Origin of the sequence: Duganella vulcania, from assembly GCF_009857655.1 — a bacterium.
Lineage (GTDB): Bacteria > Pseudomonadota > Gammaproteobacteria > Burkholderiales > Burkholderiaceae_D > Rugamonas > Rugamonas vulcania.
In genome coordinates this window covers 36,357-60,123 of record NZ_WWCX01000029.1, presented here as the reverse complement: position 1 = coordinate 60,123, position 23,767 = coordinate 36,357, and the positions used below count along the sequence as shown (strand labels likewise).

Genomic DNA, 23,767 nt, shown 5'->3' with positions numbered 1-23,767 from the left:
GCGCTATATTGTGCGCTTCCCGGCTGTTTTGATTACACATCTTCATGCGTCTGCTGCACACCTCCGACTGGCATCTCGGCCAATCCCTGCATAATTTCGAGCGCACCTACGAGCACCAGTGCTTCCTGGACTGGCTGCTGGACACCATCGCCGCCGAACAGGCCGACGCGCTGCTGATCGCCGGCGACATCTTCGACAACGCCAATCCCTCGTCGGCATCGCAGAAACAGCTGTACCGTTTCCTGCAGCAGGCAAAGGAGCGTGCGCCTCACCTCAATCTCATCATCATCGCCGGCAACCACGATTCGCCGGGACGGCTGGAGGCCCCGGGACCGCTGCTGGAAGCGCACGGCACGCGCGTGGTCGGCACCGTACAGCGCAAGGCCGACGGCGAGATCGACCTGGAACCGCTGGTGCTGCCGCTCACCGGCCGTGGCGGCGCGGTGGAGGCCTGGTGCCTGGCCGTGCCTTTCCTGCGGCCGGGCGACGTGCCACGCCTGCCGGCGCAGGAAGGCGCGGATCCGGCTGCCGAACCGGCGCCCGATCCCGCTCCCGATCCCTATCTGGCGGGCATCGCCCTGCTCTACCAGCAGGCGCTGGAACTGGCGCAGTCCAAGCGCCAGGACGGCCAGGCGATACTGGCGATGGGCCACTGCCACATGGTCGACGGCCAGATGTCCAACGATTCGGAACGCCGCATCGTCATCGGCGGCACCGAGATGCTGCCGGCCGGGATCTTCGGGCCGGACATCGCCTACGCCGCGTTGGGCCACCTGCACCTTGCGCAAAGCGTCGGCAAGCAGCAGCACATCCGCTACTGCGGCAGCCCGATCCCGCTGTCGTTCGCGGAAGTGGGATACAGCCACCAGATCCTGCGCATCGACATCGACGGCGCCACCGTGCGCGAGATCACGCCGCTGATGGTGCCGCGCGCGGTCGCGCTGCTGCGGGCGCCGGCCAAACCGGCGCCGCTGGCGCAGGTGCTGGAGGAACTGGCGGCGCTGGACCTGCCGCAGGCGGAGCCCGAACGGCAACCCTTCCTTGAGGTGCGGGTGCTGCTGGATGCGCCGGAACCGGGCCTGCGCGCGCGGGTCGAGGCGGCGCTGGACGGCAAGCCTGTGCGGCTGGCCAAGATCGAGACATCGAGCGCGGCGCGCAATACCTCCATCGACGACGAGGTGATGACGCTGGACCAGCTCGAGCAGCTCAAGCCGGACGACATCTTCCGCCAGCTATACAGGCAAAGGTTCGACAACGACGCGCCTCCCGACCAACTGAGCGCCTTCACGGAACTCATGCTGACATCGAGGCAGCCATGAGGATCCTGAAAATCAGCGGCAAGAACCTGGCCTCGCTGGCCGGCGAATTCGGCGTGGACTTCGAACAGGAACCGCTGGCATCGACCGGCCTGTTCGCGATCAGCGGCCCGACCGGCGCCGGCAAGAGCACCCTGCTCGACGCGCTCTGCCTGGCGCTGTACGACGCCACGCCGCGCCTGTTGAAAGTCGCGGGACGCAGCTACCTGGCCGACGTCGGCGCGGAAACCGTCTCCACGCAGGACCCGCGCACGCTGCTGCGGCGCGGCACGGCCGAAGGTTATGCGGAGGTGGATTTCGTCGGCAGCGACGGCGCCTCCTACCGTGCCCGCTGGAGCGTGCGCCGCTCGCGCACCAAGGCCGAAGGCGCGCTGCAGCCGACCCAGATGTCACTGCACCTGCTGCCGGCGCTGCAGGCGATAGGCGGCACCAAGACCGAAGTCAAAGTCGAAATCGAGAAGCGCATCGGCCTGTCGTTCGAGCAGTTCACGCGCGCCGTGCTGCTGGCGCAGAACGAATTCTCCGCCTTTCTCAAATCCGAAGACAACGAACGCGGCGAGCTGCTGGAGACGCTGACCGGCAGCACGGTCTATTCCGAGATCTCGATGCGCGCCTTCGAACGCGCCAAGCAGGAACAGGCAGCCCTGCAAAGCCTGATTGCCCGCCTGGCCGACCAGAAGCCGCTGAGCGCTGAACAGCGCGGCGAGCTGGAAGCGCAACGCGCAAGCGCCGCCGAAGCCCTGCAGGCGCTGGATCAGCAAAAACTGGAGCTGGAACAGGAACTGCGCTGGCACAAACAGGCGGCGAAGCTGGCCGACGACGAACAGCTGGCGCAGCAAGCCTGCCAGGCCGCCATCGCCGAGGTGGAAGCGTCGGCGCCACGCCGCACCGCACTGGCGCGCATCGCCGCGGTGCAGCCGGCGCGCCCGCTGGCCGACGACATCGCGCGCATCGGCGCGGATATCGCGGCCACCCAGGCCGCCATGACAAGCAGCACCCAGGATGCCGCGCTAGCCGCGCAGGCGCTCGAACGCGCCACGGCGGCGCAAACGCAGGCCGCGGCGCAAGTACGGGAATCGGAAGCCGCGCAACGCAACGCCGCGCCGCAGCTGGACCAGGCCAAGGCGCTGGACGCCCGCATTGAAGCCATGCTGCCGACCTACCGGCAAACCGCCACCGCGTGCGAAGAGGCCGACCAGGCGGACGCAGTCGCCAGGGCCGCGCTGCAGGAGCGGCAGGATGAACGCAAGCGCCTGGCCGCGCAGCACGAGGCGGCTGTCACCTGGCTGGCGCAGCACAAGCAGTGGCAAACGATGGCGCAGTCCTGGGAGCGTTGGGATGTGCTGTTCGTGCAGGCCGGCCAGGCCGCGTCGCAAGCGGAGAAGCTGGGCAGCGCGCTGGCCCGCGTGCAGCGCAACGCCAAGGCGCATCGCGACGAGGAGGCCGATGCCAGCGGCAAGCTGGCCGCCGCCGGCGCCGCGATGCAAACACTGGACGCGCAGCGGCAGGAAGCGGCGCGCGTGCTGGCGGCCTTCCCCGCCGACCAGTTGCAGACGACCCGCCACGACCTGGAGCTGCGCCGCGACCGGTTGGCCGCAGCGGAAAAACTGTGGATCGAACTCGATGCGCGGCAAACACGCCACGCACATATTGAAGCGCAGTCGGCGCAACTGCGGCAGGCGGTGGCCGCCGCCGAGCTTCAACTGAAGGCCGCGCAGCAGGAAGGCGTCGGCATACTGGCGGCCTTCTCGCAGGCCGAGCGTTCGCTGAAGCTGGCGGAAGCCGCCTGCGCCAAGAACGTTGAATCGCTGCGCGCCGCGCTGGAGGACGACACGCCCTGCCCGGTCTGCGGATCGCATGAACATCCATACCGGCAGGACGACGGCGGCCTGCACGCGATGCTGGCCGAGTTCCAGGCGGAAGTGGTCCGCTGCCGCCAGCAGATGGAGACCAACGTCAATCAGCAGGCGGCGCAACGCGCCACCGAGCAGGCCAGCCTTGAACAATTGAACGCGCTGGCCAGCGAAGGCCGCGCCGTGGCGCAGGCACTGGAGCGCGTATCCGCCGCGTGGCAAAGCCACATGCAGGCCGCCGATCAAGGCGATGCGGCATCGGAGCTTCCGGCATCGCTGCCGCCGGAACCGGAACGCACCGGCTGGTTCGTCACCCAGCTGGAGCAAGTACGCGACGCACTGCAAGCCGTCGAGCGGCAAGAGCGGGATCTGTACGCAGCCCGCACCGCGCGCGACCAGGCGCAATCGGCCTACGACCTGGCGGCCGCCGAACACGCGCGCCTGCAAGGCATCGCGGCACATGCCCAGACCGCGCTCGCCCAATCGAACACCGAATACAAGGCGCTGGACGATCAGCGCATCGAAGTCGCGCTCACGCTCAGCGGCCTGCTGTCCGACCTGGACCCGGCCTTCAGCGGCGGCGACATTCCAAGTGAAGACTGGAAGGACGACTGGAAAGCCGGCCCGGCCCGATTCCACGAAGCCCGCCAGGCCGAGAGCAGGCAGTGGCTGGCGCAGCGTGCGGCGCATGACGAACGCGCCGCCGCCATCGCCACTATCGAGGTGGAAGTGAAGGCGCTTGCGGAGGCGCAGGCCAGGGCCGGCCTGGACGCCGTCAACGCCCGCGTCGCGTACAGCAGCGCGGACACCGCGCTCAAGGACATGCAGCAGCAGCGCATGGCGCTGTGGGGCGGCAAGGAAGTGCGCGATGTCGAAGCGGCGTTCAACGCCGTCATCGATGCCGCCAGGGAGCGGCTGGTGGGACTGCAAAACGCGGCGCAGCAGGCGGCGCAAGCCCGCGCGCGCGCCGACGAGGCGCTGGCCCAGGCCGCGCAACGGCTGGCGGCGCTGCAAGGCGCATCGGCTGCGGCGGCGACGAAGCTGTCCGACTGGGTCGCCGCATTCCAACAGCGCCAGCCCGACGCCGGCCTGCGCGACCTGGAGCACCTGCACGAACTGCTGGCCCATTCCGCCGACGACGTGGACGCCGAACGCGCCGCGCTGCAAGCCATCGACCGCGCCGCCGACAACGCCGCCGCCGTGCTGAATGAACGCCAGCGCCAGCGCGCCGAGCACCAGTTGTCCGCGCCGCCGGAACGCGCATCGCCGGCAAGCGCTCCGCCGGCCGAAGAACATGGCGGCCATGATGCGCCCACCGCCGCGCCGTCGCCGATCGCGCAACTGGCTGCGGCGCTGAACGCGCTCGCCACGGAACGCGGCACCGCGCAGGACCACGCGACCGCGCTGCAACTGGCGCTGGCACAGGACGACGCCAAACGCCGGCAATCGCAGGCCATGCTGGCGCAGATCGAACAGCAGGAAACCATCGAGCAGCGCTGGGCGCGCATGAACGACCTGATAGGCTCCGCCGACGGCAAGAAGTTCCGCAACTACGCCCAGCAGTTCACGCTGGACGTCCTGCTGGGCTACGCCAACGCCCACCTGAACCACCTGGCGCGCCGCTACCAGCTGGAACGCATCAGCAATCCGGCCAACCCGTCGCTGGCGTTGCTGGTGCGCGACCTGGACATGGGCGGCGAGATGCGCTCCGTGCATTCGCTGTCCGGCGGCGAATCGTTCCTGGTGTCGCTGGCGCTGGCGCTGGGACTGGCCTCGCTATCGTCCAACCGCGTGCGGGTCGAATCGCTGTTCATCGACGAAGGCTTCGGCAGCCTCGATGCCGAAACGCTGCGCGTCGCAATGGACGCGCTGGACGGCCTGCAGGCGATGGGCCGCAAAGTCGGCGTGATCTCGCACGTGCAGGAAATGACGGAGCGGATCGCCGTAAAAATACTGGTGCAGCCTTCGGCCGGTGGTAAAAGCGCGGTCACAGTGCAGTAGAATGCTGTTTTATTGCTAACGCACGCCAGCCCATGAAACTGCTGCTTCGCTTGTGCCTCTGCCTCTCGTTCGCGCTGCCCGCGGCGCATGCCGCGCCGTGCGCCGCGCCATCCACACTGGCCGATGGCTGGGAAGTGGCCGCGCCCGAGGCGGAAGGCTTCAACGCCAACGCCTTGTGCGTCACGCTGACCGCCCTGGCCGAGGGCGGAGACAATATCCACGGCATCGTCGTCGAACGCCACGGCAAGCTGGTGGCGGAAATGTACCGCACCGGCAAGGACCGCTCAATCCGGCGCGGCCTGGGCATCTGGCCGCCGTTCGCGCCGACGGTGGAATTCGGGCCGGATACGCTGCACGACGTGCGCTCGATCGGCAAGAGCGTCATCAGCCTGCTGGTGGGCATCGAGAAGCAGCGCGGCAAAATAGGCGCGCTCACCACGCCGGTACTGGACTACTACCCCGAGCTTCAGGACCTGCGCTCGCCGCAGCTCAACGCCATCAATCTTGAACACCTGCTGACCATGAGCGGCGGCTGGAAGTGGGACGAAGGCATGCAGCCCAATAACGAGCTGCGGTTGTACTGGAAATCCGACCAGCTGCGCTATGTGCTGGAGCGCCCCATCGTGGCGCCACCGGGCACCGTCTGGAACTACAACGGCGGCGGCACCACCATCCTGGCCGACATCGTCACCCGCGTCAGTGGGCAGCCGTGGATCGAGGTGGCGCGCAAGGACTTGTTCGAACCGCTGGGCATCGTGCAATGGGAATGGGTGACCGACCTGCGCGACCGGCCGGCGCCCTTCTCGGGACTGCGCATGCGTCCGCGCGACATGGCCAAGCTGGGACGGATGATGCTGAACCACGGCCGCTGGAACGGGCAGCAGATCGTGGCCGGGGAATGGGTGGATGAGTCGCTCAAGCCGCGCCTGAGCGTGGGCTTCAAAAGTCCCGGCAACCAGCCGGACGAGCTGCATTACGGCTACCAGTGGTGGGACGGCACGGCGGCCTGGCACGGGCACCGCACGCCGTGGAGCGCGGCCTTCGGCAACGGCGGCCAGCGCATCTTCATCGTGCCGGAGCTGGACCTGACGGTGGTGATCACCGCCGGCGACTACGGCTCCGAGGCGATGGCCGCCAAGGCCAACCAGCTGCTGCACACACTGATCGCCACCGTCAGCGACTAAAAAATCCTAGCGTTCGCCCCGCTCCTTCCGTTCCATCTTCAGCATATCCCAACCGAGTTCGCGGCGGATCTGCTGTGCATCCGGCGGCGGACGCCGCCCGGCGATCTGCGTCTGCAGCCATTGGCGAACGGACTCCTTGCTCGGTTGCTTGTTTTGGTTCATGGTCTTGCCTCTTTGCGGAAGAATGATCGCCAGTAGGCCTTCAACGCCGGCCGGCCCGCACAGTTGACGCGCCGGCCGCCGCGAATTTGCAACCATTTGCTACAATTTTGCTATCATTAAGACAAGCACGAGGCAGCGCGGGTCACCATGAGCATAGGCGCCATATCACCGAGTTCCGCCAACCAGCCACCGGCGCGCGCGACGCCGCCGGTGCAGGGGACGTCGCCTGCCGCTCCTGGGCGCACCTCGTCCGCCAGCGGCTCCACCACCAACCTGACGCCGGAAGCGCTGGCCCTCGTATCCCAGCTCAAAGCCCGCGACACCGAAGTGCGCCAGCACGAACAGGCGCACCTGGCCACCGCCGGCGGCCTGGCCACATCCGGCGCCTCCTACACCTACCAGCGCGGACCGAACGGCGTCGATTACGCCATCGGCGGCGAAGTGCATATCGATACCTCGCCCGGGCGCACGCCGCAGGAGACCATCGAACGCGCCCGCACCATCGAGGCGGCGGCGCTGGCGCCGGCCGATCCCTCCGGCGCCGACCGCTCGGTGGCGGCCCAGGCCCAGCAGATGGAGCTGCAAGCCCGCGCCGAACTGGCGACGCAGCAGGTGGAACAGGCAGCGGCCCGGCTGAACGGATCGGGGCCGGGCGATGCCGCCAAGGTCCGCCGCGCCTACGAGGCGCCGCCGGTGGCGCAGCCCAAGCTGGACATCTTCGCCTGAGCGGCCGAGCGTCCGAGTGATAAAATCCCGCCTTTGCAAGTCACTCGAAGAGCAACCATGTTAAAAGCACCACGTACCCTGACCTTCAAATGCGCCAAGTGCGCCAAAGCCGTGCAAGTCCGCCTGCAAAAGGTATCGGCCTGCTCGCACATCCAGCCTTACCTGGGCATTTGCGCCTGCGGCGAGGTAAAACACCACGCCATCGGCCAGAAAGACGCCGTCGCCTCCTACCTGGCCGCGCCGGAAGGCTGGACCCATCATCATTAATCTTTGCGCGGGCCTCAAGAAATCGGCGGGCGCACCGTTATAGAAGTATTATCAAACCGACTTCGCTGGAACCTGCCATGTCTATCCTACCTGCTCTCGGCCGCGCTTTGCCGTCGTCCCTCTACGGCGCCAATCCACACAACGACGGCAAGGCCACGGCAACCAACGCCGCCAAGCCGGTGAAAGCGCTGGATTCCTCGCCGACCTCCCTGTCCACGGACAGCCTGGAAAAGCACGTGGCGTCGGTCGGCAACGCCACCGTCGATTTCGCGCAGGACTTCCTGAGCAGCTTTGCCAAGTCGCTGTTCGGCGACTCTGGCAAGGATGCGACCATCAGTTTCGACTCGGCCAGCCTGGATACCAGCTCCACCTTCGCCGTCGGCGCGCAGCACACCTCGGGCCCGAACGGCAGCAGCGACGCCGCCGCCTTCGACCTGACCGACAGCTCGCACTTCATCGGCAAGGGCACGATCACCACCGCCGACGGCCGCAAGTTCGACTTTGAAGTGGAAGTGCAGTACGACGCGGAACTGAGCGGCGCCGCCAGCCAGGACACGACCACCGGCAGCAATAACACCGCCAAGCGTCCGGTGGCCAGCAACGGCGCCAGCGCCGACAACCTGCCGACGGTGCAGGTGCCGAACATCGACTTCCCCGGCACCCTGGCCGACCTGTTCAAACTGATCGGCCGCGACCTGCAATCGGCGCTGTCGACCGGCGACAGCGCGCCAGCCAAGACCAGCGACGGCATCGACCGCAACACGCTGCGCAACCTGTCGCTGCGCCTGCTCAACCTGGTCGACAGCAAGGATACCAACACCTACAGCGCGCCGACCGCCGCCGACAAGGTCAAATCGGCGGCCGATGCCTACGGCGCGCAAGCCCCGCAGGAACCCATCAAGGCCGGCCCTGCGGGCGTGAGCGCAACGCCCGCGCCGGCGGATGATCCGATCTCGCTCGCTCCCGTCAAAGACGCCAACAGCTAAGCGCCAAGTATAATAAGCGCCTCAACACCGAAACGCCGGCAGGGATGAACACCATCCCCGGCGTTTTTTGTGCTTGTCCATTCCGCTTATTACACCTACCGATTGCCCCGAACATGTCCGCACACACCACCGCCTCCCTTACGCCGCAACAGATCCACTGGGAGGAGAACGGCGTGCAGTGCGCCGCGCGCTGGCGCTCCGAAGCCGGTATGCCGCCGCCGAAGCGCGTCGTCATCGCCGACGACCGCACCAATGCGGACGTGGCCTACCGCCTGGCCTGCGAAGGCACGGCCCTGCTGTGGCGCGGTGACTTCCAGAACGCACGCCAGCTGCTGCAGGCCCTCGCGCGCCGCGCGGACCACAAGGGCAAGCCGTCGAAGAAGGCCAAGCCGGCCAAGACTCCGGCCACGCCGACCGAAGCGTTCCACCTGCATCGCCAGGCGCAGTCGCAGCGGGCGCGTACGCTGGCCATGCTGCTGATTCCTTTCGACGCCGGCTACGCCATCCCGCTGCGCCGCGCACCGGACGTGCAACTGGCCTGCAACGAGGCCTACGGCCGCTTCGAGGAACCGTTCGTGGCGTCGCTGCGCGAGCTGCTGGGCGTAATCGGCGCGCACGAATGGCGCCGCACCGGCGTCGAGATCCCGGCGCTGGACGCACGCATCCACCCGCACTACGGCGTGTTCTCGCCGGTGCGCGGCGAGTATGTGGAGCTGGTGGCGAACACGCCGCTGCCGGCCGGCGTCAAGCTGGCCTACGATATCGGCGCCGGCACCGGCGTGCTGTCGGCGGTGCTGGCCAGGCGCGGCGTGGCGCGCGTCATCGCCACCGACCAGGACCAGCGTGCGCTGAGCTGCGCGCGCGAAAACCTGGCGCGGCTGGACCTGGACGGCCAGGTCGAGCTGCTGGAGGCGGACCTGTTCCCGGAAGGCCGTGCGCCGCTGGTGGTGTGTAATCCGCCGTGGGTGCCGGCGCGTCCGAGTTCGCCGATCGAGTACGCGGTCTACGATCCGGACAGCCGCATGCTGCGCGGCTTCCTGGCCGGCCTGTCGGCGCACCTGACGCCGGGCGGCGAAGGCTGGCTGATTCTGTCCGACCTGGCCGAGCACCTTGGCCTGCGTCCGCGCGACCAGCTGATGGAATGGATCGCCGCCGCCGGCCTGAAAGTCATCGACCGCCACGACGTGCGCCCGACGCACCCGCGCGCCGCCGACGCCACCGACCCGCTGCACGCCGCGCGCGCCGCCGAGGTCACGTCGCTGTGGCGCCTGGCCGCCGCGTAGGGCCGGCGCCTCTCTGAAAGAGGCAAAGTTTGCAGTTCTGCTATGCTCGTATAAATCAACTTCGTGGAGAACCTCCCATGTTCAAGCGATTATTCGGGCTCATTTCCCCGCCGCCGGCGGCGCCCCTTCCGCCGCCCTCCGACCTGTTGAGCGATGAAGGGTATGCGCGCTACAAGGCCGGCGCCAGCGGGCTCACACGCCTGATCACGCGCCACCTCGGCGAACAGGAAAGCGAACGTCTGGTGCGGCATGTGGAAGCGAAGTACGATTCCAGCGGGCCGACCAACATCGACGAGATCTGCTGGCTGTTTTACGACGCCATGCTGGACGACGAAGGCCAGCGGCGCGGGCAGTGGTTCATGCTGCAGGTGGACTGGAAAGCCAGCGAGGAAGTCGCCTGGCAGGTGCAGGAAATGCTGGCGGCGCGTGGCATCGAACCCGTGTGGCAGTGGGATCACGAAGGCAAGACCGTCATGCAGGGGCTGCGCGACCTGTCGCACTGGCTGGCGTCACGGCCTTTGTCGCTGCTGATGGTGGACTATGATACCGATTCCTACTACGCCCTCATCATGGAGACCGCCTCGGTCGGGCAGACGATCACCCTGGGGTGGGAGGCTGGCGTGAAGATCCTGGGCTTCGAGGACTTCGCGGCCACGCAAGGCGAGGAATGATGCGAGAAACATAAGCGCCACTTAAAAAATCCAGCAAAATATAAGTGACTCTTATTTTGACCCTTGCGGAACGCCAAAGGTCTATGTATAATTCGGGCCTCAGACGCGGGGTGGAGCAGTCTGGCAGCTCGTCGGGCTCATAACCCGAAGGTCACAGGTTCAAATCCTGTCCCCGCAACCAGATTCGATAAGCCGTTGATTTCTTTCAGAAATCGACGGCTTTTTACTTCCCCTTGTGCGCCATTTAGTGATCCGCTGAGATTCCATAGACACTCTGGTTTCGAGAATTTTGCTCGCTCAACGGCCTATTTCAAGCCCTCCAGAAACCGCACTCCGAACGAAGACCATCGGGTTTTGGCCTTTGGGAACCAAGCAAGGCCGAACCTCATTGTCGTCCAAGCGCCATGTCTCCACGATGGCTTGGACCTCGATCAAACAGGTGAACCAGTGGACGTTGATGCATTCATCATGTAGCGATCCACTGAACCTCACGTTTCAGCGCGGACCGCCCCGCCTTTTTTTACGCAACATCTTACAGGATCGCTTTGCCCAGACTCAACTCAGCTACCAGTTTCTTTAACCGCGCGTTTTCTGGCTACATCTTGAGCTCCCGCATGCCTCCGGATTGCATACCGCCATACCATTTCTTCCAGCGATAAAAAGCCTACTCAGAAATGCCGAACTGCCGGACAACACCGTCAACCACAGTGCCCAGTTCGGCTTGTTTTAAGACGGATATTATTTGTTCTATCGGAAAATGGTTGCGCTTCCTGGTCAAACCCCTACCGCACAGTAACTATTGACCAAAAACCTCGCTTCCGGAGTGGCTAATTTCGTCAATGCAGATCAGACAAGTGATGATGGACGGAAAACTTCTGGTAAAATTGTAGATTAACTTATAACATCAATGTGCATCCTTTAGACATGGTGCCGGAATCTAATGACAGCAAAACTGAACTCCATTTTTCTTGATGCCAGCAAAATTGACGCTGCTATCAGAGACTTTCGTGGCGATATGAAGGTTGATGGCCCGACTGTTAAGGAAAAGTTCACCGAGTATCAACTGAGTACTCCTGATGCTTTGCCCGCTTTGCTGCACGTGTATCATCGCGTTGATGGCACTATAACGCTCACCCCCACCGTGGGGAAAAATCAAGATCTGTCGCGCGCAGTGGCTGAGCATGTCGCCAACACTTGCAAGAAGACGGAGTATGAGCAGCGTCCGCTTGTGCTTCAGCAGATTACTGAGAAAGACTGGCAGTTCATGCTAGATCATCTTAGCGATGATTGGAAATTCCAAGTGACGCAAGAGCAGCTAGAGCATGGAGTTCGCTTTAGAGTTAAAAAAGCTCATGGAGACGAGGTAGTCATTCACCGTTACAACACCGGACGGTTCTTGATGCAAGGCAAAGCAAGAGAAGTCTATGGCATAGTATCGTCAGTGTTGTGTGAGCTTGCTCCGGACAAGCAGGCAATTGTCCAAGCCCAACTGGTAGCGTTTGACCTTCCGCAAGTGAAAGCAAAAGACTTGCTGGAAGAGCTTAAACAGTGGACGCCTAGTGCCGTAGAAATACTTGGAGATGCCGGTGCCGCAATCATCGCACCGTCGCTCGCCCTGATGAAGCTGAACGTAGAGTTAACCGATTATTCGGCATTCGCTTACCCGGCGCTCAAAGGCTTGGAGGCCTATATGAAAGCACTCATGGCTGAGCATGGCATGCCCATCAAGAACGTTGTCGGCTTTGGCAGTAGTTTCAATGGCCCCAAGCTCAAAAGTGGCGTTTGTGCGAAAATCAACTGCCAGCACACTGTTGCCGCTGTGGAAAAGTCATATGACTTATATAATAGACATCGGCATAGCCTCTTCCATGCTGATGCAAATGTTGAGCTATCGCGAATTATTGAACAAAAACAAGAAGCTGTCAGTATCGTGCATGATGTTTTGAGGACAATCGAGCAGACCGCATCTCAGATCCCAAAATGAAACGACTCAGCAAACATTTCGAAGTCTTGGCAGCACCGGAGGGACAAGCAGTTATTTGCTTCTCTTTGGATAGTGCTCGCCCAGACTCCTACATGGCTGAGTTGGAAAAAACCCTTCTTTCAAGAGGATATGAGGGCGATGTTTTGCTTGATCTTCTGATCACCAATGGCGAATCATCCCGTCGCTTCCTACGCTTAAAGTTTGACGGTCATCAGCTACATTGGTTGAAGGCCAAACCAGCTTCTATCACTACATTGAGCAGTACTGTCCTTGAGTTCTGTCAACGCTTTTATGCAACGCATCCAGCGGCATTGAAAAATAGCGTCCTATCCTCTGCTGCACAGCACCGCATCAAATCGAGTGCTCACGCACTTGCCTAACATAGCTCGCATGAAGAGCATGTCACGCGGGAAGCGGTTACACTAGCCCGATTCCGGCCGTCTCTGACTTGGTCCCACCCTAAACAGGGTCAGCAAATCGCCTTTTTGATACCAGCATTGCAGGTAGACGCAGGTGACGCATTCGGCAAGATACTCAAAAAAACTGTGGCGTTTCGTAATTGAGCAGGAACAAAAATCACTCCCTGGCTTGGCCGCATGATGGACTAGCACTCGTCCATTTCAGCCCAAGGAGACCTCTCGGCCTATCAAGCCGCGCGCTTCTTTCTCCCTTTTTGTATAAAATACAAAATGGAGGTCGAGATGCTGGTCAAGGTTTCAAGATGGGGCAACAGTGCTGCTTTACGGATTCCTGCCACCGCGTTAAAGGCGTCTGGATTTCAGATCGGCCAAGAACTAAACCTCGAAGTCTCCATCGGACGACTATCGCTGGAATTACCAGCCGCCAACCTCGAAGATCTGATCGCCCGCATCACTCCCGAAAATCGTCACAACCTGCCGCTGGATGGCCCAGCCGCCGGAAACGAAGCATGGTAGCGGCCGCCCCCCCATACCCAACCCGCCATAAAACTGTCACAATCGCGTTTTCAGTCTGCCAAGGAGGCGCGTGTGAAGGATCAGGTCCAGTTATCAGCACAAAATGAGCAGGATGCTCCCGCCAATCCATCGCGCCGCCGCATCTTCCAGGCCGCTGCCGCCACCGGCATGGCTGCTTCCCTGCCCGCGCTGAGCGAAGCCGCCACCGCCACGCCGGCCGCCGTCAAAGGCTCGCTGGACGCCAAGCTGAAAGCCCACGTCAAGAACGTGGTCGTGATCTATCTGGAAAACCGCAGCTTCAACAACCTGTTCGCCAACTTCCCCGGCACCGCCGCGCCGCTGTCGACCGCCACCGCCGCCGCCTGCCAGCAGCGCGACCGCGACGGCTCCGTGCTGCCGGCGCTGCCCAAAGTCTGGGGCGGCATGGTGCCGAACACCCAGGACATCGGCGGCAAAAAATACGCGCTCAAGGAAGACGACATCAAGGGCCTGCCGAACGGCCCGTTCAAACTGGTCGACACCGAAGGCAAGCCGCTGCCCGAAGCCGTGATCACGCGCGACCTGTGGCACCTGTTCTACCAGAACCAGATGCAGATCAACGGCGGCAAGAACGACGGCTTCGCGGCCTGGGGCAACACCGGCGGCATGGTCATGGGCTACTACGGCGAGACCAGCAAGAACCTCGGCCTGTGGAAGATCGCCGAGCAGTACACGCTGTGCGATAACTTCTTCATGGCGGCCTTCGGCGGCTCCTACCTGAACCACCAGTTCCTGATCAGCGGCCGCACGCCCGAATACTTCAACGCCAGGGACACCGCCGCCAAGAAGAAGATCGCGGTGCTGGACGACGGCCCGACCGGCATGCGCCTGTCCGTGACCAAGGACAGCCCGGCGTCGGCGATGGACGGCATGCCAATCTACGTCAACAACGGCGCCATCACGCCGGACGGCTACGCGGTCAACACCATGGCCCCGCCCTATCAGCCCAGCTACATCCGCCCTGCCTTCGACGGCGACCCGCTGCTGGCCGATCCGAACGACGCCGGCACGCTGCCGCCGCAAAGCTATGACACCATCGGCGACCTGCTGTCGGCCAAGAAGGTCAGCTGGGCGTGGTACGGCGGCGCGTGGCAGGCCGCGCTCGACGCGCGCGGCGGCGGCGAGAAGCCGAACTTCCAGTACCACCACCAGCCGTTCAATTACTTCAAACAATTCGCGCCCGGCACCGCCGCGCGCGCCGAGCACCTGCGCGACGGCGGCCTTGGCGACAGCCCGATCTCGAACAAATTCCTGGCCGACGTTGTCGCCGGCAAGCTGCCCGCCGTGACCTTCTACAAGCCGCAAGGGAACCTGAACCTGCACGCCGGTTACTCGGATGTGGAATCCGGCGACGCCCACATCGCCAACGTGATCGAGCACCTGAAGAAGTCCCCGCAGTGGAAAGACATGGTGATCGTGGTGACCTTCGACGAAAACGGCGGCTGGTGGGATCACGTGGCGCCGCCCAAGGGCGACCGCTGGGGGCCGGGCTCGCGCATTCCGGCCATCGTCATTTCGCCGTATGCCAAGAAGGGCCAGGTCGACCACACCTTCTACGACACCACCTCGATCCTGCGCTTCATCACACGTCTGCATGGCCTGCCGCTGCTGCAAGGCCTCAAGCTGCGCAACGAAGCCTTCGCGGCCCGCAACGCGCTGCCGCCGGGCGACCTGACGGCCACGCTGAGCTTCCGCTAAGCTTCCGACGAGTTAGTGCGGGCGGTAGCACCTCTGTGTTACAATCCGCGACTTACTTACTGAGCCCGACTGCTGCAGCCGGGCTTTTGTTTTGAGCGGCGCATTTTCACAAGCGCCGTGGGCACGAGATTTAAGAATGAGAGATAAAAAAGACAACGCCACGTTCGACCTGCCCGGCTTCAGCCCGGCCGCGCCGCTCGAACCGGAAGCGAAGCGCCCGCCGGCGCCGCGCGGCAAGCGTTCCACACTCAAGCAGGTGCAGCTCGAACTGCTCGAGCCGACCGACACCACCGGCCTGCCGGTCTGGGTGCGCGACGAAAACCTGGACCTCACCGGCTTGCCGGTGTGGGCGCCAAACTAATACAACCCCGATATCACAGCGTCAGCGAGCCTGTTAGACTGTGACCACGTCCTTTTTGAACAGGTCTGACACCATGACATCCACCGCTTTTTCCAGCCTGCCGCTGGCCCAAACCCTGCTCGACAACCTCGATTCGCTCGGCTACAAGGAGATGACCACGATCCAGGCGCAAAGCCTGCCGTCGGTGCTGGAGGGGCGCGACCTGATCGCCCAGGCCAAGACCGGCAGCGGCAAGACTGCGGCCTTCGGCATCGGCATCCTGGCCAAGCTCAATCCCGCGTGGTTCGCCGTGCAGGCGCTGGTGCTGTGCCCTACCCGCGAACTGGCCGACCAGGTGGCCAATGAACTGCGCCGCCTGGCCCGCGCCACCGGCAACGTCAAGGTGCTGGTGCTGACCGGCGGCTCGCCGATGCGTCCTCAAATCGCTTCGCTGGAACACGGCGCCCACATCGTGGTCGGCACGCCGGGCCGCGTGCGCGACCACCTGGGCCGCGGCACGCTGGACCTGTCCAAGGTCGAGACGCTGGTGCTGGACGAAGCGGACCGCATGACCGACATGGGCTTCTACGACGAAATCGCCGGCATCGTCAGCGCCTGTCCGAAGCGCCGCCAGACCTTGCTGTTCTCGGCCACCTACCCGGACGACATCCGCCGCGCCACCGATTCCTTCCTGGCCGATCCGGTCGAAGTGACGGTCGAGGCGCAGCACGACAACAGCCAGATCGAGCAGCTGTTCTTCGAGATCGGCTTCGACGAGCGCAACGCCGCCGTGGCGCGCCTGCTGGGCCACTACAAGCCGGTATCGGCCATCGCCTTCTGCAACACCAGGGTGCAGTGCCGTGAGCTGGTGGAAGAGCTGCAATCGAAAGGCTTCTCGGCGCTGGCGCTGTACGGCGAACTGGAACAGCGCGAACGCGACGAGATCCTGGTGCTGTTCGCCAACCGCAGCTGCTCCGTGCTGGTGGCCACCGACGTCGCCGCGCGCGGCCTGGACATCCCGAACCTGGAAGCGGTGATCAACGTCGACGTGTCGAAGGACACCGAGGTGCACATCCACCGCGTGGGCCGCACCGGCCGTGGCGGCGAACAAGGCCTGGCCCTGTCGCTGTGCGCGCCGAACGAGAAGAAGTGGGTCAAGCTGATCGAGGAATACCAGAACGCGCCGGTCGAATGGTTCGACCTGAATTCGCTGGACGAAAACGACTACGGCGTCGATCCGGCGCCGATGATGACGCTGGTGATCTCGGGCGGCAAGAAGGACAAGCTGCGTCCGGGCGACCTGCTGGGCGCCCTGACCGGCGACGCCGGCCTCTCGAAGGAACAAGTCGGCAAGATCAACGTGTTCGAGTTCCAGACCTACGTGGCGATCGACCGCCGCGTGGCCTACGATGCCTTCGAGCGTCTCAGCAAGAACAACCCGCTGGGCGGCGACTTCGGCGCCATCAAGGGCCGCAACTTCAAGATGCGCTTCATCGACGCCTGATCCGGCCTAGCGGTGCTGCTGCGGTATATGCGGCAGCAGCACCGTCAGTATGCCCAGCAGCGGCAGGAACGAACACAGTTTATACACATAGGCGATGCCGGCCACGTCGGCGATATGCCCCATGGCGGCGGCGCCGATGCCGCTCACGCCGAACATCAATCCAAAGAAAATCCCCGCGATCATGCCGACCTTGCCCGGCATGAGCTCCTGCGCGAACACCACGATGGCGGAAAACGCCGACGAGATCACGAAGCCGATCACCACCGACAGCACGGCCGTCCAGAACAGGTCGACGTAAGGCAGCATCAGCGTGAACGGCGCCGCGCCGAGGATGGAGATCCAGATCACGCGCTTGCGGCCGATGCGGTCGCCGATCGGCCCGCCCATGAAGGTGCCCGCCGCCACCGCCGCCAAAAACAGGAACAGGTACAGCTGCGCCGACGATACCGACAGGCCGAATTTATCGATCAGGTAGAAGGTGTAGTAGCTGCTCAAGCTGGACATGTAGATGTACTTGGAGAAGACCAGCAGCGCCAGCACCGCCAGCGCGCCATAAACGCGGCCTTTAGGTAAAGGCGACACGGCATGCGAGGCGGCCTTGCGCGGCAGCCCGGCCAGGTGCGCGCTGTGCCAGCGACCGACGTGCGCCAGCACCATGATCGCCGCCGCCACCGGCAACGCGAACCAGGCGATATTGCCCTGTCCACGGCCGATGATGACGGCGGCCGCCAGCAAAGGCCCGAGCGCCGAGCCGACATTGCCGCCCACCTGGAACAGCGATTGCGCAAAACCGAACCGCCCACCCGAGGCGATGCGCGCCACGCGCGAAGCCTCCGGGTGGAAGGTCGAGGAACCGACGCCGATCAGCGCGGACGCCACCAGCAAGGCGGGGAACGTGCCGGCGACGGACATCATCAGCACGCCGATCAGTGTGGCGACCATCCCGAGCGGCAGCAGGAAGGGCATGGGACGGCGGTCGGTGTAGAGGCCTATCCACGGCTGCAGCAGCGAAGCGGTGCACTGGAAGGTCAGCGTGATCAGGCCGACCTGCGTGAACGTCAGGCCAAACTGCGCCTTCAGCATCGGGTAGATTGACGGCAGCATGGCTTGCGTCAGGTCGTTCAGCAGGTGGACCAGGGCGACCGCGCCGAGGATGGACATGACGGTGTCCCCGTGGGGACGGCTGGAGGAAGAGAGAGTGGATGTATTCATGCCGCCCAGTGTAATATGGCTGCAAACCCGATCTATTCCAACTTTCGTCGAATAAGTGACATATGAAAGCTCTCCACCGCAGCAGCGACCATCGCGATTACCAGCGCGTTCCGCGCGTCGTCACGGCGATGGCGCGCGACGCGGAACACGGCGTATCGGCACGGCCGCACAGCCACGAACGCGCGCAGCTGCTGTATGCCACCGAGGGGCTGATGAAGGTGAAGACCGACTTCGGCGTGTGGATACTGCCGCCGCGCCGTGCGCTGTTCATTCCGCCCGGCGTGGTGCATCAATGGACGTCGTTGGGCAAGGTGACAATGCGGACGATTTACGTCGAAGCCAAAACGGCGCAGGCCTTCGGCGATGTTTGCCGCGTGATCGAAGTGAGCCCGCTCTTGCGCGAGCTGATACTGGCGCTGCTGGATGAACCCATCGAATATCCGCTGCCCGGCCGCGGCGAGCATCTGGCGATGCTGATCCTGTCCGAGCTGGCGGCGGCGGAGACGGTGCCGATCGCGATCCCCTGGCCGCGCGACCGCCGCCTGCTGGCCGTGTGCGAAGCCATCATGGCCGATCCGGGCAGCCCGCGCACCATCGAGGACTGGGCCGCCGAAGCCGGCGCCAGCGCGCGCACCTTGATACGCCTGTTCCCGAAAGAGACCGGCCTGCATTACCGCCAGTGGGTGCAGCAGGTGCACCTGGCCGAAGCCTTCGGAAGGCTGGAACGCGGCGACAGCGTCGGCGAGATCTCGGCGGCGCTGGGTTACGCCAGCCCGAGCGCATTCAGCGCGATGTTCCGCCGCATCCTCGGCAAAACGCCGCAGCACTACCTGGGCAGCTGGCGCGCGCCGCTGCAGCGCGCCTAGACCGTCGCCAGCGTAAAGCGGAACACGGCACCGCGCTGCGGCACGCGGACCAACTCGATGCCGCTGCCGTGCAGCTGCAGGATGCGGCTGACGATCAGCAGGCCCAGGCCCCCTTCCCTGCGCTCGCCGCGCAGCGCGAATGGGCGGCGGAACAGCACTTCTTCCATGTCCGCCGGGATGCCCGGCCCGGTGTCGCTGACGGTGATGCTGATGTGGCCCTGCGCGTCCTGCTCCACCTCGATCTCCACCGTACCGCCGGGCGGCGTGTGGCGGATCGCGTTGTCGAACAAGTTGGTCAGCACGCGCTCTATCATGCCCAGGTCCGCACGCACCATCGGCGCGGGATGCGGCAGCACGGCGTTCAGCTGCAGCTGCTTTTCCTCCGCCCGCAATTCGAATTTCTGGAACACGTCCTGTATCAGATCGCTCAACGAGAAGGATTCGATTTCGGGCGCCACCGCGCCATGCTCCAGGCGCGCCAGTTCGAACAGGGCCTGCGCCAGGCGCCCCACCTTGCGGCTCTGCGCCAGCGCGATGCCAAGGTAGTGCTGGCGGCCAGGCGCGTCCAGCGTTTCATCCTTCAGCGACAGTGTCTCCAGATAGCCGTGCAGGGAACCGAGCGGCGTGCGCAGATCGTGCGAGATGTTCGCCACCACTTCGCGGCGTTCGTGGTCCAACTGGCGCACCGTCTGCCATTGCTCGTTGATGCGCGCGGCCATCTCGCCGTAGGCATGCTCCAGAATCGCGATCTCGTCGCGCCCCCCGCCGGCGTTGGGCGGCGGCAGCGCCAGTTGTTCGGCCTTGGTGTCCAGCTGGCGCATGGTGTCGGCCAGCCGGTGCAGCGGCCGCGTGATCAGGCGGAAGGCGACCAGGCCGGCCACCAGGCCAAGCAAGGCCACGATGGCCATCGACCACAGCGTCGTGCGCAGCACCGAACTGGCGGTGGCGCGGGCGGCAAGGCGGTCGTGCTCCTCGCTTTGCAGGATGACGTAGATGTAGCCAACCTTGCGCTCGCCCATGCGCAGCACGGCCGCGCTGAACACCTTGCGTCCCGTTTCGCTGCGCGGGTCGTCGCCCTGTATCGGCAAGGGCTGGTTGTCCAGCAGGCGTTGGATGGGCTCAAGGTTGACGTGGTCGCGCTTCAGGTGGCCGGCCGGCGCGGCGTGGCCGACGATGCGGCCTTCCAGGTCGAGCAGGTAGACCTCGACGTTGGGATTGACCACCATCAGTTGCCCGAACAGGCGGCGCACGGCTTCGGGGCCGAGGCCCTCGCTGGCCGGCGCGCCAGTTTCCGGAGCTGGATCGCTGTCCGCATGCATCAGCTGCGCGTCCAGCGCGATGCTGCGCGCCAGGCCGCGCGACAGGCCCTGCACCACCTCCTTCTCATGCATGATGTTGGCGCGGATCTGCAGCCACGCGGACGCGCCGCAGCAGGCCAGCAGCAGAACCGAAAACACCAGCGACAGGCGCTGGGAAAGAGTCAGGTTCATGCCGCAGGTCCGCCGTGCGCGAAGCGGTAGCCCTTGCCCCATACGGTCAGGATGCGGGCCGGATCGGCGGGATCGGCCTCGATCTTGGCGCGCAGGCGGTTGATGTGGGTGTTGACCGTGTGCTCGTAGCCGTCGTGCTGGTAGCCCCACACCTGGTTGAGCAGGTCCAGCCGCGAGAACACTTTTTCGGGATGCTTGACGAAGAAGTAGAGCAGGTCGAATTCGCGCGGCGTCAGGTCCAGCGGGCGGCCTTCGACCTGCGCCTGCCGGGTCAGTGGATCGAGACGCACGCCGTTCAGTTCCAGCGCGCCGGCTTCGTTGCGCTGGTTGCGGGCCATGGCGTCGGCCCGGCGCAGCAATGCCTTCACGCGTGCCACCAGCTCTAGCACCGAGAACGGCTTGACGAGATAATCGTCCGCGCCCAGCTCCAGGCCGAGGATGCGGTGCACTTCGCTGGAACGCGCGCTGGTGATGATGATGGGCGTGTAGGTCGCCATCGCCCGCGCCTGGCGGCAGATTTCCAGTCCGTCCACGCCGGGCAGCATCAGGTCGAGGATCAGCGCATCCCAGCCGCTGGTGCGCAACTGGGCCAGTCCCTGGTTGCCGTCGGCGCAGTGGGTGACCTGGTAGCCTTCGTCCTGCAAGTGCAGGCGCAGCAGGTCGGCGATGGGCATATCATCCTCTACGATCAGGACGCGTTTTGGTAAATCCATAGTCAGTCGGGCCGGGTAAAAGTCTTGGTGCCGCCATTGTGCGGGATTCCTGCGCTGGAAAGTATCACATTTAATTGAAGTTTACGTGAGGATTTCGCCATCCGCGCCGGGCCAAAATGGCTCCATCGACATTCCACTTCATGGAGTATGTATGACTTCCAGACGCAAATTTCTCCTCACTGGCGGCGCAGCCCTGATGGCGGGCGCCGCAGCTCTAAAATGGCGCGCGGCCAATGCCGGCCCGGCTCCCACCTGGGAAGTGACCCACACCGATGCCGAATGGCGCGCCCTGCTCTCGCCCGCGCAGTACGAGATACTGCGGCGCGGCGGCACGGAGCGGCCGTTCAGCAGCCCGCTCTACAAGGAGCACCGGGCCGGCAAGTTCATTTGCGCCGGTTGCCAGAACCCGTTGTTCTCGTCCGCCGCCAAATTCGACAGCGGCACCGGCTGGCCCAGTTTCTGGAAGCCGCTGGAACGCGGCGTGTTCACCAGCCGTACGACATCGCTGGGCTTCCGTGGCGTCGAGGTGCAGTGCCGCCGCTGCGGCGGTCACCTGGGCGACGTGTTCGACGACGGCCCGGAACCAACCGGCCTCCGGTACTGCATCGACGGCCTGGCGTTGACGTTCACGCCCGGCGCGGCTTAAGGGAGGGCCATAGTCATGCTGCTGATCCTTCTCTCTTACCTCGGCGGGGCGCTGACGATACTCAGCCCCTGCATCCTGCCGGTCCTGCCGTTCGTGTTTGCCCGCACCGGGCAGCCGTTCGTGCGCAGCGGATTGCCGCTGCTGGCCGGGATGGCGCTGACCTTTGCGCTGGTGGCGACGCTGGCTGCCGTCGGTGGCGGCTGGGTGGTGCAGGCCAATCAATATGGCCGCTGGCTGGCCATGGCGCTGATGGCGTTCTTCGCGCTGACCTTGATGCTGCCGCACCTGGCGGACCGCTTGACCAAGCCGTTGGTGGCGCTTGGCGACAGGCTGTCCAACAAGGCGCAGGCGGCCGATGGCGCGGACGGTGGCGCGTGGTCGGGAGCGCGGTCGTCGCTCCTGCTGGGGATCGCGACCGGCTTGCTGTGGGCACCCTGCGCGGGGCCGGTACTTGGCCTGCTGCTGACCGGCGCGGCGCTGAACGGCGCCAGCGCCCAGACGACGCTGCTGCTGTTGGCCTATGCGGCCGGCGCGGCGACTTCGTTGGGACTAGCGCTACTCATCGGCGGAAAAGTCTTCAGTGCGATGAAGCGCTCATTGGGCGCTGGTGAATGGATGCGGCGCGGCTTGGGCGTGGCCATGCTGGGCGGCGTGGCGGCGATCGCCAGCGGGCTGGATACCGGCCTGCTGACTCGGGTGTCGACGGTCGCCACGTCCGGCCTGGAGCAAAAGCTGATCGATACGCTGTCGCCGCGCGAGCAACAGGGCGGCGCGATGATGACCGGTGGCGCGACGCGTGGCGGCGACGCGGCGAACGGCTCGGGCGCAATGATGTCGCGCACCGCGATGAGCGGCAATGGCCCCGCCATGATGGCCATGCACGCCGCCATGCCGGCCGAGGACACGCTCCCAGTGGAAGGCAAGCTGCCGCCGCTGACGGGCGCCGTCGACTGGCTGAACTCCGCGCCGCTGACCGCAGCCCAGCTGGAAGGCAAAGTAGTGCTGGTCGACTTCTGGACCTACTCCTGCATCAACTGCCTGCGCTCCATGCCCTACGTGAAAGCCTGGGCTGAAAAATACCGCGACCAGGGCCTGGTGGTGATCGGCGTACACGCCCCCGAATTCGCCTTCGAGCGCGATATCGGCAATGTGCGCAAGGCGGTCAAGGACCTTGGCATCACCTACCCTGTCGCCGTCGACAACGACTACGCCATCTGGCGCGCCTTCGGCAACCAGTACTGGCCCGCGCACTACCTCATCGACGCCAAGGGCCAGATCCGCCACCACCATTTCGGCGAAGGCGAATACGCCCAGACCGAGCAGGCGATCCAGCAGCTGCTGGAACAAGCTGGCCGCAAGAACGTGGCCACCACCGTGGTCAGCGCGGAAGGCGCGCAAGGCGTGCAGCAGGCGTCCGACATGGGCCAGGTGGCCTCGCCGGAAACCTACCTGGGTTACGAACGGGCGCAGAATTTCGCCTCGCCGGAAGCCCAGGCCGCAGACCAGAGCCGCAGCTACACCGCGCCCTCGCAGCCGGCGCTGAACCAATGGGGCCTGGCCGGGAACTGGCTGTCGCAGCCGGACCAGGTCACGCTGAGCCAGGGCACGGGCCGCATCGTCTACCGCTTCCACGCGCGCGACCTGCACCTGGTGCTCGGCCCGGACAAGAACGGCAAGCCGGTACGCTTCCGCGTGACGATAGACGGCGCCGCGCCGGGCCGCAACCACGGCGCCGACGTCGCCGCCGACGGCAGCGGCACCATCAACGGCCAGCGTTTGTACCAACTGGTGCGACAGTCCGGCAGCATTGGCGACCACACCTTCAGCATCGAATTCCTGGATCCCGGCGTACAAGCCTACGCCTTCACCTTTGGTTGAAACGGAGAGCACA

The 23,767-nt window shown here is 64.7% G+C and carries 22 protein-coding genes, 1 tRNA gene and 1 pseudogene; 18 read left to right on the top strand and 6 right to left on the bottom strand.

Annotation, left to right across the window (positions count from 1 at the left end; translation table 11 throughout):
* Positions 1–44 precede the first annotated feature (44 nt).
* Genes GTP90_RS17330 through GTP90_RS17320 form a run of 3 tightly spaced genes read left to right on the top strand, consistent with a single transcriptional unit; the run spans position 45 to position 6,354 of the window.
* Positions 45–1,319 (top strand): exonuclease SbcCD subunit D C-terminal domain-containing protein, encoded by a 1,275-nt coding sequence (locus tag GTP90_RS17330; RefSeq protein ID WP_161084723.1) that lies wholly within the window; start codon positions 45–47, stop codon positions 1,317–1,319.
* Positions 1,316–5,170, top strand: coding sequence for an AAA family ATPase (locus GTP90_RS17325; protein WP_161084722.1), 3,855 nt, complete (start codon positions 1,316–1,318; stop codon positions 5,168–5,170). Before GTP90_RS17330 ends, GTP90_RS17325 begins: the two co-directional genes overlap by 4 nt.
* 32 nt (positions 5,171–5,202) lie before the next feature.
* Entirely contained in the window at positions 5,203–6,354 is a 1,152-nt protein-coding gene (locus GTP90_RS17320) for a serine hydrolase domain-containing protein (RefSeq protein WP_161084721.1), read from the top strand.
* Between the two features lie 6 nt (positions 6,355–6,360).
* On the opposite strand, the gene GTP90_RS36440 is transcribed toward GTP90_RS17320, so the two are convergent.
* Positions 6,361–6,516: a hypothetical protein gene (locus tag GTP90_RS36440; protein ID WP_175048123.1), complete on the bottom strand. Its 156-nt coding sequence runs from the start codon at positions 6,514–6,516 to the stop codon at positions 6,361–6,363.
* A 147-nt stretch (positions 6,517–6,663) separates the two neighbouring features.
* Here GTP90_RS36440 and GTP90_RS17315 point away from each other — a divergent pair, with 147 nt between their 5' ends.
* From GTP90_RS17315 to GTP90_RS17290, 6 genes are all read left to right on the top strand, one after another.
* On the top strand, positions 6,664–7,242 hold the full coding sequence (locus GTP90_RS17315; protein ID WP_161084720.1) for a putative metalloprotease CJM1_0395 family protein: 579 nt from the start codon (positions 6,664–6,666) through the stop codon (positions 7,240–7,242).
* Between the two features lie 57 nt (positions 7,243–7,299).
* On the top strand, positions 7,300–7,509 hold the full coding sequence (locus GTP90_RS17310) for a hypothetical protein (protein WP_008449977.1): 210 nt from the start codon (positions 7,300–7,302) through the stop codon (positions 7,507–7,509).
* A 77-nt stretch (positions 7,510–7,586) separates the two neighbouring features.
* Entirely contained in the window at positions 7,587–8,495 is a 909-nt protein-coding gene (locus GTP90_RS17305; RefSeq protein ID WP_161084719.1) for a hypothetical protein, read from the top strand.
* Between the two features lie 113 nt (positions 8,496–8,608).
* Positions 8,609–9,778 carry a methyltransferase gene (locus GTP90_RS17300; RefSeq protein WP_161084718.1) on the top strand — a complete coding sequence of 390 codons (1,170 nt, stop codon included), beginning with the start codon at positions 8,609–8,611 and terminating at the stop codon, positions 9,776–9,778.
* A 77-nt stretch (positions 9,779–9,855) separates the two neighbouring features.
* Positions 9,856–10,449 (top strand): DUF6630 family protein, encoded by a 594-nt coding sequence (locus tag GTP90_RS17295; protein WP_161084717.1) that lies wholly within the window; start codon positions 9,856–9,858, stop codon positions 10,447–10,449.
* Between the two features lie 104 nt (positions 10,450–10,553).
* Positions 10,554–10,630, top strand: a tRNA-Met gene (locus GTP90_RS17290).
* 116 nt (positions 10,631–10,746) lie between these two features.
* On the opposite strand, the gene GTP90_RS37600 is transcribed toward GTP90_RS17290, so the two are convergent.
* Positions 10,747–10,941: an integrase core domain-containing protein gene (locus GTP90_RS37600; protein WP_161084716.1), complete on the bottom strand. Its 195-nt coding sequence runs from the start codon at positions 10,939–10,941 to the stop codon at positions 10,747–10,749.
* A gap of 43 nt (positions 10,942–10,984) precedes the next feature.
* Positions 10,985–11,200, bottom strand: a pseudogene (locus tag GTP90_RS36975) (transposase); the annotation flags it as partial.
* A gap of 189 nt (positions 11,201–11,389) precedes the next feature.
* Here GTP90_RS36975 and GTP90_RS17280 point away from each other — a divergent pair.
* The 6 genes from GTP90_RS17280 (at position 11,390) to dbpA (ending at position 16,949) form a co-directional block, all read left to right on the top strand.
* Positions 11,390–12,433, top strand: coding sequence for a type II toxin-antitoxin system RnlA family toxin (locus GTP90_RS17280; protein ID WP_161084715.1), 1,044 nt, complete (start codon positions 11,390–11,392; stop codon positions 12,431–12,433).
* The gene (locus GTP90_RS17275; protein ID WP_161084714.1) at positions 12,430–12,813 is read left to right on the top strand and encodes a type II toxin-antitoxin system RnlB family antitoxin; all 384 of its coding nucleotides are present in this window, start codon (positions 12,430–12,432) and stop codon (positions 12,811–12,813) included. The genes GTP90_RS17280 and GTP90_RS17275 overlap by 4 nt, the downstream gene beginning before the upstream one ends.
* A gap of 321 nt (positions 12,814–13,134) precedes the next feature.
* A complete protein-coding gene (locus GTP90_RS17270; RefSeq protein ID WP_161084713.1) occupies positions 13,135–13,368 on the top strand; it encodes an AbrB/MazE/SpoVT family DNA-binding domain-containing protein in 234 nt (77 codons plus the stop codon).
* A 72-nt stretch (positions 13,369–13,440) separates the two neighbouring features.
* A complete protein-coding gene (locus GTP90_RS17265; protein WP_161084712.1) occupies positions 13,441–15,105 on the top strand; it encodes an acid phosphatase in 1,665 nt (554 codons plus the stop codon).
* Between the two features lie 136 nt (positions 15,106–15,241).
* Complete coding sequence (locus GTP90_RS17260; protein WP_161084711.1) at positions 15,242–15,466, top strand: hypothetical protein; 225 nt, start codon at positions 15,242–15,244, stop codon at positions 15,464–15,466.
* Positions 15,467–15,539: 73 nt separating this feature from the next.
* The gene (gene dbpA, locus GTP90_RS17255) at positions 15,540–16,949 is read left to right on the top strand and encodes an ATP-dependent RNA helicase DbpA (protein ID WP_161084710.1); all 1,410 of its coding nucleotides are present in this window, start codon (positions 15,540–15,542) and stop codon (positions 16,947–16,949) included.
* A gap of 6 nt (positions 16,950–16,955) precedes the next feature.
* Here dbpA and GTP90_RS17250 read toward each other — a convergent pair whose 3' ends face one another.
* Positions 16,956–18,110, bottom strand: coding sequence for an MFS transporter (locus tag GTP90_RS17250; RefSeq protein WP_217431994.1), 1,155 nt, complete (start codon positions 18,108–18,110; stop codon positions 16,956–16,958).
* Between the two features lie 113 nt (positions 18,111–18,223).
* Between GTP90_RS17250 and GTP90_RS17245 the strand changes: the two genes are divergently transcribed.
* Positions 18,224–19,027, top strand: a complete 804-nt coding sequence (locus tag GTP90_RS17245) for an AraC family transcriptional regulator (protein WP_161084708.1) — start codon at positions 18,224–18,226, stop codon at positions 19,025–19,027.
* Here the strand turns inward: GTP90_RS17245 and GTP90_RS17240 are convergent.
* Together GTP90_RS17240 and GTP90_RS17235 are read right to left on the bottom strand one after the other, a co-directional pair.
* Positions 19,024–20,517 carry a sensor histidine kinase gene (locus GTP90_RS17240; protein WP_161084707.1) on the bottom strand — a complete coding sequence of 498 codons (1,494 nt, stop codon included), beginning with the start codon at positions 20,515–20,517 and terminating at the stop codon, positions 19,024–19,026. The two genes, GTP90_RS17245 and GTP90_RS17240, sit on opposite strands and share 4 nt — an antisense overlap.
* Entirely contained in the window at positions 20,514–21,230 is a 717-nt protein-coding gene (locus GTP90_RS17235; RefSeq protein ID WP_161084706.1) for a response regulator transcription factor, read from the bottom strand. The genes GTP90_RS17240 and GTP90_RS17235 overlap by 4 nt, the downstream gene beginning before the upstream one ends.
* Positions 21,231–21,381: 151 nt before the next feature.
* Here GTP90_RS17235 and msrB point away from each other — a divergent pair, with 151 nt between their 5' ends.
* Together msrB and GTP90_RS17225 are read left to right on the top strand one after the other, a co-directional pair.
* On the top strand, positions 21,382–21,876 hold the full coding sequence (msrB, locus tag GTP90_RS17230) for a peptide-methionine (R)-S-oxide reductase MsrB (RefSeq protein ID WP_161084705.1): 495 nt from the start codon (positions 21,382–21,384) through the stop codon (positions 21,874–21,876).
* A gap of 15 nt (positions 21,877–21,891) precedes the next feature.
* The gene (locus tag GTP90_RS17225) at positions 21,892–23,754 is read left to right on the top strand and encodes a cytochrome c biogenesis protein DipZ (protein WP_161084704.1); all 1,863 of its coding nucleotides are present in this window, start codon (positions 21,892–21,894) and stop codon (positions 23,752–23,754) included.
* Positions 23,755–23,767: the final 13 nt, after the last annotated feature.